The following is a 10,139-nucleotide window of genomic DNA, read 5'->3' on the forward strand; positions in this document are numbered from 1 at the left end:
CTCGCGCTCGGGCGTGCCCGTGCCCCACTGGCTGTCGAGCACCGCATCGCGCGCGGCGGGCGGCAGATGGGCCAGCACGCACTTGGCCGAGGCGCCCGTGCGCAGCGGCACGCTGCGACCCTTTTCGAACGAGCAGCGCAGCGAATGGTGGCTTTCCACCATGTCCAGGCAGATGGCCTGGTCGTTCACCGCGACGATCAGGCCGACGCTTTCCTGCGACTGCTGCGACAGCTCCACCATGCCGGGGCGCGCCTGCCGCACCAGGTGCGAAGCCAGGTCGAAGCCGAGGGCCAGCTGAAGGCTCAAAGGGCCCGGCGCATAGCCGCCATCGCTTTCCAGCACGAAGCCCCAGCGCTTCAAGCGCGCGAGCTGGCGGTACAGCGTGCTGCGCGCCATGCCGGTGTGCTCCATGAGCTCGGTCGCGGCCATCGCCCTGCCCTGCTGGGCCAGCACGGCCAGCACCTGGAGCACTCGGTCGGACGTCGCAACGGCGCTGGGCAATGCACTTCGGGTCATGCGTTCAGTATCGAAGGAAGCGGCCCGGGAGCACACGCCCCCATTCCCGGCCATTGGGAATGGGGTTCTCCTTTTTTCTCGCGGAATGCCGAAATTCCGTTTTCCGGCGGCCCTGCGGAGGCCTCAGCGCACCATGGGAAGGTTCAGGCCCTGCCTGCGTGCGGTGGCCACCGCGATGTCGTAGCCCGCGTCGGCATGCCGCATCACGCCCGAGGCCGGGTCGTTCCACAGCACGCGGCCCAGGCGCGCGGCCGCCTCATCGGTGCCGTCGGCCACGATGACCACGCCGGCATGCTGCGAGTAGCCCATGCCCACGCCACCGCCGTGGTGCAGGCTCACCCACGTGGCGCCGCCCGCCGTGTTGAGCAGCGCGTTCAGCAGCGGCCAGTCGCTCACCGCGTCGGTGCCGTCCTTCATGGCCTCGGTCTCGCGGTTGGGGCTGGCCACCGAACCGGTGTCCAGGTGGTCGCGGCCGATGACGATGGGCGCCTTTAGTTCGCCGCTCTTGACCATTTCGTTGAAGGCCAGCGCCGCCTTGTGGCGCTCGCCCAGGCCCAGCCAGCAGATGCGCGCGGGCAGGCCCTGGAAGGCGATCCGCTCGCGCGCCATGTCCAGCCAGCGGTGCGTGTGGTGGTTGTCGGGGAACAGCTCCTTGATCTTGGCATCGGTCTTGTAGATGTCCTCCGGGTCGCCCGACAGCGCCACCCAGCGGAACGGGCCCTTGCCCTCGCAGAACAGCGGGCGGATGTAGGCGGGCACGAAGCCGGGGAAGTCGAAGGCGTTCTTCACCCCCTCGTCGAACGCCACCTGGCGGATGTTGTTGCCGTAGTCCACCGTGGGAATGCCCATGGCCTGGAAGTCCAGCATGGCCTGCACGTGCACCGCGCACGACTGGGCGGCGGCCTTCGTCAGGGCGGCATGCTGCGCCGGGTCCTTCATCGCGGCCTGCCATTGCGGCACCGTCCAGCCGGCGGGCAGGTAGCCGTGGATCAGGTCGTGGGCGGAGGTCTGGTCTGTCACCAGGTCGGGCTTGCAACCGCCCGCCTTCGCGCGGCGCACCAGTTCGGGCAGCACCTCAGCCGCGTTGCCCAGCAGTGCGATGGAGACGGCCTCCTTCGCGTCGCAGTGCTGCCGGATCAACTCCAGCGCATGGTCGATGTCGCGCGCCTGCTTGTCCACGTAGCGCGTGCGCAGGCGAAAGTCGATGCTGCTTTGCTGGCACTCGATATTGAGCGACACGGCGCCGGCCAGCGTGGCGGCCAGGGGCTGCGCGCCGCCCATGCCCCCCAAGCCCGCCGTGAGGATCCACTTGCCGGAGAGGTCGTTGTCGTAGTGCTGGCGGCCGGCTTCGACGAAGGTCTCGAACGTGCCCTGCACGATGCCCTGGCTGCCAATGTAGATCCAGCTGCCGGCCGTCATCTGGCCGTACATGAACAGGCCCTTGCGGTCCAGTTCGTTGAAGTGTTCCCAGGTGCCCCACTTCGGCACCAGGTTGGAGTTGGCCAGCAGCACGCGCGGCGCGTTCTCGTGCGTCTTGAACACGCCCACCGGCTTGCCGGACTGGATCAGCAGGGTTTCGTCGGCCTCCAGCACCTTGAGCGACGACAGGATCTGGTCGTAGCAGGCCCAGTCGCGCGCGGCGCGGCCGATGCCCCCGTAGACCACCAGATCCTGCGGGCGCTCGGCCACCTCGGCATCCAGGTTGTTCTGGATCATGCGGTAGGCGGCCTCGGCCAACCAGTTCTTGCAGTTCAGCTGGTTGCCGCGCGGGGCGCGGATCACGCGCGTGGGGTCATGGCGGGGGTCGGCGAGCGGGGCTGCGGCGGTGGAGAGGATGGCGTCGTTGGCGTTCATGGCAAAGGCTCCTTCACGAAATCTGGGAAACGAAGCTGGGCAGGTGGGCGGTCACGGGCGCGGGCCAGGCGGATTCCTGGGCCCAGCCGCGCATGGCCTCGATGTCGGTGGCGAGAAAGCGGTCCTGCTCCAGGAAGGCAACGCGCGCGCGGATGGCGGCGATCTGCGCTTCGATGAGCGGCGAGCTTTTCAGCCACGGGGTGGCAGCGGCGCCCGCTGCGGGCACGCGGTCGAAGTCGATGCCCTGGGTGGCGGCCATGGCCTCGATGCCGACCACCACCGCCGTGTTGCGCACCATGTCGGTCAGGCGCCGCGCGGCGTAGGTGGCCATGGACACATGGTCTTCCTGGTTGGCCGAGGTGGGCAGGCTGTCCACGCTGCCCGGGTGGGCCAGCGACTTGTTCTCGGACGCCAGCGCCGCGGCCGTGACCTGCGCGATCATGAAGCCTGAGTTCACGCCGCTGTCGCGGATGAGGAAGGCCGGCAGGCCCGACAGGCCGGTGTCCAGCAGCAGCGCCAGGCGCCGCTCGGAGATGGCGCCGATCTCGGCCACCGCCAGCGCGATGATGTCGGCAGCGAAGGCCACCGGCTCGGCGTGGAAGTTGCCGCCCGAGATCACGTCGCCCGTTTCGGAGAACACCAGCGGGTTGTCCGAGGCGGCATTGGCCTCGATCTGCAGTACGCGCGCGGCATGCTGCAGGTTATCGAGGCACGCGCCCATCACCTGCGGCACGCAGCGGATCGAATACGGGTCCTGCACGCGCCCGCAGTGCGGGTGCGACGGATCGATCTCGCTACCCTCCAGCAGCGCACGCACGGCGGCCGCCACGGCGATCTGCCCCGGCTGGCCGCGCGCTTCGTGGATGCGCGCATCGAACGGCTTGACCGAGCCCTTGATGGCTTCGAGCGACAGCGCGCCCGACACCAGCCCGGCCGCGAACACGCTCTCGGCGCCGAACAGCCCGGCCAGCGCGAGGGCCGTGGACACCTGCGTGCCGTTCAGCAACGCCAGCCCTTCCTTGGGGCCGAGGACGAACGGCTCGCAACCGATGGCGGCCATGGCCTCGCGGCCCGGCACCGTGCGGCCCTGCACCTTGGCCTGGCCCTCGCCGATCAGCACGCAGGCCAGGTGGGCCAGCGGTGCCAGGTCGCCCGAGGCGCCGACCGAGCCCTTGGCCGGAATCACGGGCAGCACGTCGGCATTGGCCAGGGCCAGCAGCGCATCGACGATGGCGGGCCGCACGCCGGAGTGGCCGCGCGCCAGGCTCACCGCCTTGGTGGCCAGCACCACGCGCACCACCGGGTCGGGCAGCGGATCGCCGGTGCCCACGCTGTGCGACAGCACCAGGTTGCGCTGCAGTTCGGCCAGCCGGCCGTGCGCGATCTTCGTGCTGGCGAGCTTGCCGAAGCCGGTGTTGATGCCATAGACCACCTGGTCTTCTTCGACGATGCGCTGCACCGTGGCCAGCGAGGCCTGCATGCCAGCCTGCGCGGCCGGGTCGAGCGACAGGCGCACGCCGCCCGCGCTCAAGCGCCGCAGTTCGCCCAGCGTGACGCGGCCAGGGTGCAGCACCAGGGTTTCAGGGGAGGAATCGGTCATCAAGTTCATCCTGTATATACAAGTAGGTTCGAGCGAAAAGGAAGCCAATGAAAGCAGCGGCCCGCTATCCGAACACCGGATTGCCGTCGGCCCGGAAGCGGCTGCCCAGACGGTAGCGCGAGGCGGGGTGCAGGCAGCGCACCAGGGTCACCGGCACGCCGCGGCTCCAGGTGCGGCGGGTGAGCAGCAGGCACGGCTGGGCGGGCTCCATGCCCAGCAGCTGCGCCTGCTCCGGCGTGGGCAGCACGGCATCGACCACGTGCTCCACCTGGTCGAACGGCACATTGCGCACCAGGAATTCCGAGGGCTGCAGCTGCGTGAAGTCCTGCTGCGCGAAGGTGGGCACCACGCGGGGGTTCACATAACGGTCTTCCAGCTGCACGGCCACGCCGTCCTCGCGGTGCACGCACACGGCATGGAACACCGACTCGCCCGTGCGCAGGTCCAGCGCCGCGGCCACCTCCATCGAGGCCGACACGCGCTCCACCGTGAGCACGTCGCAGCGGTAGTCGTGCCCGCGTTGGCGGATCTCGCTGGCCAGGTTGGCGATCTGCAGCAGCGTGGACTGCGGCTTGTCCTCCGCCACGAAGCTGCCCACCCCGGCCACGCGCACGATGCGGCCCTGCTCGGACAGCTCGCGCAGCGCGCGGTTGACGGTCATGCGCGACATGCCGAACTGCAGCACCAGCTCGCTCTCGGAGGGCAGCCGGTCGCCCGCGCGCCAGGAGCCGTCCTGGATCTTGCGGGCGATGAACTCCTTGACCTGTTGGTACAGCGCCAGCGCGGGCTCCACCGGCGCCGCGGCAGCGGACTCGGCTTCGGCGTTGGCACGGAGGGCGGCGGCGTTCATGTCGGCGGGTTTCTTGGAGCGGCTCAATGCAGGTCCGCCGCCATGGACTCGGCGCGGATCTCCTCGGTCAGCCGCGCCTTCAGGTCCATGAACTCGGGCGAGGTCTTCACGCGGTAGCGCCGCGGGTGCGGCAGGTCCACCGCCAGCTCGGTCTTGATGCGGCCCGGCCGGGCGCTGAACACCGCCACGCGGTTGGCCATGAAGATCGCCTCGTCGATGTCGTGGGTGACGAACATCACCGTCTTGCGCTCGGCCTCCCAGATGCCCAGCAGCAGCTCCTGCATGAGCACGCGGGTCTGGTTGTCGAGCGCGCCGAAGGGTTCGTCCATGAGAAGGATCTTGGGGTCGTTGGCGAGGGCCCGGGCAATGGCCGTGCGTTGCTGCATGCCGCCCGACAGCTGCTTGGGATAGTGCTGCTCGAAGCCGCGCAGGCCCACCTTGGCGATGAAGTACGCCGCCCTCTCCTTTTGCTGCGTCTCGGGCATGCCGCGCTCGCGCAGGCCGAAGCGGATGTTCTGCTCGATGGTCAGCCACGGAAACAGCGTGTAGCTCTGGAACACCATGCCGCGGTCGGCGCCGGGGCCGTCGATGCGCTGGCCGTCCAGCAGCACCTCGCCCGCGGTGGGAAAGTCCAGCCCCGCCACGATGCGCAGCAGCGTCGATTTGCCGCAGCCGGACGGCCCGAGGATGGTGACGAAGTCGTTCTCGCGCACCTCGAAATCCACCGGCAGCAGCGCCTGGGTGGCCTGGCCGCGCGCACCGGCGAAGGTGCGCGATACGCCGCGAACGGAAAGCATCGGTGCGGTCATAGCGTGCTCCAGGCGAAGAGGCGGCGGTTGGCCGCCTTGAAGGCGAAGTCGGACACCAGCCCGATGACGCCGATCACGATGATGCCGAAGATGATCTGCCCCGTGTTCAGCAGCGCCTGGCTGTCGGTGATCATGTGGCCGATGCCTGACGACGAGCCGATCAGCTCGGCCACGATCACGTAGGTCCAGGCCCAGCCCAGCACCAGGCGCAGCGTTTCGGCAATGCCGGGCGCCGCGCCGGGAATGAGCACGCGGCGCACGATGCCCGTGTTGCCCGCGCCCAGCGTGTAAGCCGCCTCGACCAGGTCGCGCCGCGCGCCGCCCACGGTCACGGCCACCATCAGCGTGATCTGGAACACCGAGCCGATGAAGATGACGAGCAGCTTCTGCGCCTCGCCGATGCCCGCCCACAGGATGAGCAGCGGGATGAAGGCCGAGGCCGGCAGGTAGCGGCAGAACGACACGAAGGGCTCGAAGAACGCCTCCACCGGCTTCCAGGCGCCCATGGCGATGCCCAGCGGCACCGCGACGACAGCCGCCAGCAGGAAGCCGCCGAGCACGCGCCACACCGTCATGCCGATGTCCTTGTGAAAGCCGTACTCTGTGAACAGCAGGCCGCCCTCCTTGAGCATGGTGGTCGGACTGGCCAGGAACGTGGGCGACACGACGCCGCCCAGCGTGAAGAACGACCACACGGCGATGAACACCACGAAGAACGCCAGGCCCAGCACCCAGCGGACTCGTGGGCTGACGGGCTCGAGCGGCGCCATGGCGCGGCGGCGAACGGGATCAGGGGCAGGCCCCGCCCGAAGCGCGGCGGGGGCGCTGGGGGACGGCCCTGCGGCAGGGTGGCGGGCGGCAGTCGTGGCGGGCATGGTGGCAGGCTCCCGTGCCATCACTGGATGAAGCTGGCGTCGAAGGTGGCCTCGAGTTTTTCAGGCGCCTTGCGGATCACGCCAGCCTCCAGCAGGATGGGCACCGACTCCTTCATGAACTGCATCAGCTCGCCGGCGAAGAACTTCTGGTTGGCCGCCTTGTCCTGCCAGCGCAGGTAGGCCGACGACTTGGCGAACTGCTCGCCGCTTTGCTTGACGGCCGAGCCCATGATCTCGTTGGCCTTGGCGGGGTCCGCCTTGATCATCTCCAGCGCCTCGAAATACGAGTTGGCCAGGGCTTGCGCCGCCTTGGCGTTGGCCTTGAGCCAGGTGGGCGCGCAGCCCACGGTGTCCATCACCATGGGGTAGTCGATGGTGGTGGCCAGGATCTTGCCGGCCTGCGGGTTGGCGCGCACGGTGGACAGGTAGGGCTCGTAGGTCATCGCGGCATCGTTCTGGCCGGACACGAAGGCCTGCGCAGCGGGCTGGGGTTCGAGCGAGACGGTCTTCACGTCCTTGAGCGTCATGCCGTTCTTGTTCAGCATCCAGGCCAGGCCGAAGTACGGCGCGGTGCCCGGCGCGCTCACGCCGATGGTCTTGCCCTTGAGGTCGGCGAAGCCCTTCACGTCGTTGCGCACGGCCAGGCCGTCGGCGCCGTAGGACTTGTCCATCTGGAAGATCTGCACGATGGGCACGCCGTTGGCGTTCCAGGCCACATGCGTTTCCACCGTGGTGGCCGCGCACTGGATCGCCTCGGAGGCCAGGGCCAGGTGGCGGTCTTTCTGCGGAATCATCTTGAGTTCCACATCCAGGCCGTTCTTCTTGAAAATGCCCGCCTTGTCGGCCAGCGTGAGCGGCGCGAAGCCCGTCCAGCCCGACATGCCCAGCGCAATCTTCACGTTCTGCGCCTGGGCCTGCAGGGACAGCCCCGCCACACAAACGCCCGCCACCGCCAGCGACACCATTTTCAAAACCGATCGGCCCATCATCTGCTCCTCACAAGAAAAGATCGAGTCGCGCACCTGGAAGGCACGCGCCGCATTGCTCCGACGCCCGGAATGATGGCGGTGCGACAGGCCTGTCTATACAGGGTTACTACGCACAGGGCCCCATTTGCACACACACATTCCCACCGGGCGGGAGCCCCGGAGGCGGGCGATTTCTCGCGCCGGTCCGGGTGACGGGTGGGCTTGCAAGATCGGGGCCCGGCCGGCGCGGTGGCGACCCGTTCCGCTGGCATTGCGGCCAATGCTATTATTTTCATAGCATCAAAGGCAGGAAATATCCCGGCAACGGCCCTTTTTCGATCCAAAAGCCTCTATCTTTGGTGGCACACCGCCACTGGAGCCCCCGGTGCGGCAACGGGCGGCGACCCGCATCGACGGCCCGGACTGGTGCGGCCCGCGCATCGCCACCCCACCGACTGCCCCAGCGCTGTGCGTCCCAGGCGCGGCCCCGCGGAAAGTAGGTACAAGCCCGGTGCCCGCGCAGGGCAAGCCCGCGTGGCGGTGCAGCCCCGCCCGTTAGAATTTGTTTTTATCTAGAAAAGCGCCCTGCCATGAAGCAGCAACACCCGGCCCTTCTTTCCCTTCTGGAAACCCACGAATCCGCCATCCTGGATGAGTGGCTGGCCGAGGCAGGCGCCCAAGATCCCACCCACCAGCGCGCCACGGCGGCGCAGGCGCGCGAACTGCTGCAGCTGCTGCGCAGCGCGCTGCAGGCTGGCGGCGACGCGCAAGGCCCCAATGGTCCGGCCTGGCAAGGCATGAACGAGGCGCTCGAAGCGCTTTCGCGCTCGCGCGCCTCGCGCGGCCAGACGGCGGGCGACACCAGCGTGTTCGTCCAAGCCATGAAAAAGCCCCTCTTCACGCTGCTGCAGCAGACGGTGCCCGCCGCCGCCGACCTGGTTCCGGCCCTGTGGTCCGCCACGGCGCTGGTCGACCAGCTGGCGCAGCGCACGGCCAACACCTTCCAGCAGGCGCGCGAGGACATCATCCGCCGCCAGCAGGAAGAGCTGCTGGAGCTGTCCACGCCCGTGGTGAAGTTCTGGGACGGCGTGCTGGCCGTCCCCATGATCGGCGTCCTGGACAGCAACCGCACGCAGGTGGTCATGGAAACGCTGCTGCAGCGCATCCTGGAGACCGAATCGGAACTCGCCATCATCGACATCACCGGGGTGCCTACCGTGGACACGCTGGTCGCGCAGCATCTGCTCAAGACCGTGGCGGCCATCCGGCTCATGGGCGCGGACTGCATCATCAGCGGCATCCGCCCGCAGATCGCACAGACCATCGTGCACCTGGGCATCGACCTGCAAGGCATCTACACGCGTGCCAATCTGGCGGACGCGCTGTCGCTGGCGCTGCAGAAAACCGGCTGGCGCATCACGCGCGCCGCCTGATCCGGAGCACCCCATGGACCGCATTCCCATTCTTCGCATGGGCGAAACCCTGCTGGTCACCATCCAGGTGGACATGCAGGACCGCACCGCCATGCAGCTGCAGGACGACCTGGCCGACCGCATCGCCAAGACGGGCGCCACCGGCGTCATGATCGACATCTCGGGCCTGGAAATCGTGGACTCGTTCGTCGGGCGCATGCTGAGCAGCATCTCCGGCATCGCGCGCATTCTCTCGGCCCACACGGTGGTGGTGGGCATGCAGCCCGCCGTGGCCATCACCCTGGTGGAACTGGGCCTGTCCCTGGAAGGCGTTCGCACCGCACTCAACGTGGAGCGCGGAATGCAATTGCTGGAGCGCATCCGCCAGGAGCCATCCCTTGTCCGCTGATCCCGCCGGCACGTTGCCGATCGCGTCGGAGCAGCACATCGTCGCCTGCCGGCAGACGGTCCGCGTCCTGTGCACTCAGCTGAAATTCTCGCTGGTGGACCAGACGAAACTCATCACGGCGGCCAGCGAGCTGTCGCGCAACACGCTGGTGCACGGTGGCGGCGGCCGCATGCGCTGGGAAACGCTGGAGCGGCAGGGCCGCCATGGCCTGCAACTGCATTTCGAAGACGAGGGGCCGGGCATTTCCGACCTGAAGCTCGCCCTGACCGACGGCTGGACCTCGGGCGGCGGCATGGGCCTGGGACTGCCGGGCAGCCGGCGCCTGGTCAATGAGTTCGACATCCACACGGCCCCCGGCGAAGGGACCCGCGTGAGCATCACCAAATGGAAGTAGCCGCCCCCACGGGCAACGCCCCCCAGTTGCTGATGGGATGGACGCACACGGCCTTCGCGATGGGCGACACCAGCTGCGTGGGCGAAGCCCGGCGCTTCGCCGCCCACGCGAGCGCCGAGATGGAATGGGGCGACACCGACAGCGGGCGCCTGTCCATCGTGGTGACCGAGCTGGCCAACAACCTGCACCTGCACGCCCGCGAAGGCCGCTTGCTGATCGCGGCCGTGCCGGCGCTCGGCCTGGTGGAGGTGATTGCCATCGACCACGGGCCAGGCATCCAGGACCTGCCGCTGTCCATGCGCGACGGCTACTCCACCGGCGGCACGCAGGGCGCCGGGCTGGGCGCGGTCCGGCGGCTGGCGGACGACTTCGACATCCACTCCTCCGTACCGCAGGGCACGGTGTGCGTGGCCCGCGTGCGCCAGCACCGCGAGGCCGGCGATGCGCCAGCC

11 protein-coding genes are annotated in these 10,139 nt (G+C 68.7%); 4 read left to right on the forward strand and 7 right to left on the reverse strand.

The features are described from left to right. From AC27IQ_RS14070 to AC27IQ_RS14100, 7 genes are all read right to left on the reverse strand, one after another. On the reverse strand, window positions 1-516 hold a 516-nt coding region (locus tag AC27IQ_RS14070; RefSeq protein WP_487089832.1), incomplete at its 3' end, for an IclR family transcriptional regulator. 123 nt (window positions 517-639) lie between these two features. Next, window positions 640-2,370 (reverse strand): urocanate hydratase, encoded by a 1,731-nt coding sequence (hutU, locus tag AC27IQ_RS14075; protein WP_487089833.1) that lies wholly within the window; start codon window positions 2,368-2,370, stop codon window positions 640-642. Between the two features lie 13 nt (window positions 2,371-2,383). Next, a complete protein-coding gene (hutH, locus tag AC27IQ_RS14080) occupies window positions 2,384-3,970 on the reverse strand; it encodes a histidine ammonia-lyase (protein WP_487089834.1) in 1,587 nt (528 codons plus the stop codon). A gap of 64 nt (window positions 3,971-4,034) precedes the next feature. Continuing rightward, window positions 4,035-4,820, reverse strand: coding sequence for a histidine utilization transcriptional repressor HutC (gene hutC, locus AC27IQ_RS14085; RefSeq protein WP_284401831.1), 786 nt, complete (start codon window positions 4,818-4,820; stop codon window positions 4,035-4,037). A gap of 23 nt (window positions 4,821-4,843) precedes the next feature. Next, window positions 4,844-5,629 carry an ABC transporter ATP-binding protein gene (locus AC27IQ_RS14090; protein WP_487089835.1) on the reverse strand — a complete coding sequence of 262 codons (786 nt, stop codon included), beginning with the start codon at window positions 5,627-5,629 and terminating at the stop codon, window positions 4,844-4,846. Continuing rightward, window positions 5,626-6,504, reverse strand: a complete 879-nt coding sequence (locus AC27IQ_RS14095; RefSeq protein WP_487089836.1) for an ABC transporter permease — start codon at window positions 6,502-6,504, stop codon at window positions 5,626-5,628. Before AC27IQ_RS14095 ends, AC27IQ_RS14090 begins: the two co-directional genes overlap by 4 nt. 20 nt (window positions 6,505-6,524) lie before the next feature. After that, on the reverse strand, window positions 6,525-7,490 hold the full coding sequence (locus tag AC27IQ_RS14100; RefSeq protein ID WP_272563943.1) for an ABC transporter substrate-binding protein: 966 nt from the start codon (window positions 7,488-7,490) through the stop codon (window positions 6,525-6,527). A gap of 572 nt (window positions 7,491-8,062) precedes the next feature. On the opposite strand from AC27IQ_RS14100, the gene AC27IQ_RS14105 reads away from it, so the two are divergent. The 4 genes from AC27IQ_RS14105 to AC27IQ_RS14120 all read left to right on the forward strand — a co-directional run. Further along, window positions 8,063-8,905 (forward strand): STAS domain-containing protein, encoded by an 843-nt coding sequence (locus tag AC27IQ_RS14105; protein ID WP_487089837.1) that lies wholly within the window; start codon window positions 8,063-8,065, stop codon window positions 8,903-8,905. Window positions 8,906-8,918: 13 nt separating this feature from the next. Beyond that, window positions 8,919-9,293, forward strand: coding sequence for an STAS domain-containing protein (locus AC27IQ_RS14110; RefSeq protein ID WP_284409314.1), 375 nt, complete (start codon window positions 8,919-8,921; stop codon window positions 9,291-9,293). Continuing rightward, a complete protein-coding gene (locus tag AC27IQ_RS14115; protein ID WP_272563946.1) occupies window positions 9,283-9,687 on the forward strand; it encodes an anti-sigma regulatory factor in 405 nt (134 codons plus the stop codon). Before AC27IQ_RS14110 ends, AC27IQ_RS14115 begins: the two co-directional genes overlap by 11 nt. After that, window positions 9,678-10,139, forward strand: a 462-nt coding sequence (locus tag AC27IQ_RS14120; RefSeq protein WP_487089838.1) for an anti-sigma regulatory factor, incomplete at its 3' end; no start/stop codon positions are given. The genes AC27IQ_RS14115 and AC27IQ_RS14120, both read left to right, overlap by 10 nt.

The organism is Acidovorax sp. KPB24-07 (assembly GCF_057543315.1).

What these genes read in the sequence shown, in the direction of transcription:
- hutU (WP_487089833.1), bottom strand. Translation starts at nt 2,370, where the DNA reads ATGAACGCCAACGACGCCATCCTCTCCACCGCCGCAGCCCCGCTCGCC.
- hutH (WP_487089834.1), bottom strand. Translation starts at nt 3,970, where the DNA reads ATGACCGATTCCTCCCCTGAAACCCTGGTGCTGCACCCTGGCCGCGTC.
- hutC (WP_284401831.1), bottom strand. Translation starts at nt 4,820, where the DNA reads ATGAACGCCGCCGCCCTCCGTGCCAACGCCGAAGCCGAGTCCGCTGCC.
- AC27IQ_RS14090 (WP_487089835.1), bottom strand. Translation starts at nt 5,629, where the DNA reads ATGACCGCACCGATGCTTTCCGTTCGCGGCGTATCGCGCACCTTCGCC.
- AC27IQ_RS14095 (WP_487089836.1), bottom strand. Translation starts at nt 6,504, where the DNA reads ATGCCCGCCACGACTGCCGCCCGCCACCCTGCCGCAGGGCCGTCCCCC.
- AC27IQ_RS14100 (WP_272563943.1), bottom strand. Translation starts at nt 7,490, where the DNA reads ATGGGCCGATCGGTTTTGAAAATGGTGTCGCTGGCGGTGGCGGGCGTT.
- AC27IQ_RS14105 (WP_487089837.1), top strand. Translation starts at nt 8,063, where the DNA reads ATGAAGCAGCAACACCCGGCCCTTCTTTCCCTTCTGGAAACCCACGAA.
- AC27IQ_RS14110 (WP_284409314.1), top strand. Translation starts at nt 8,919, where the DNA reads ATGGACCGCATTCCCATTCTTCGCATGGGCGAAACCCTGCTGGTCACC.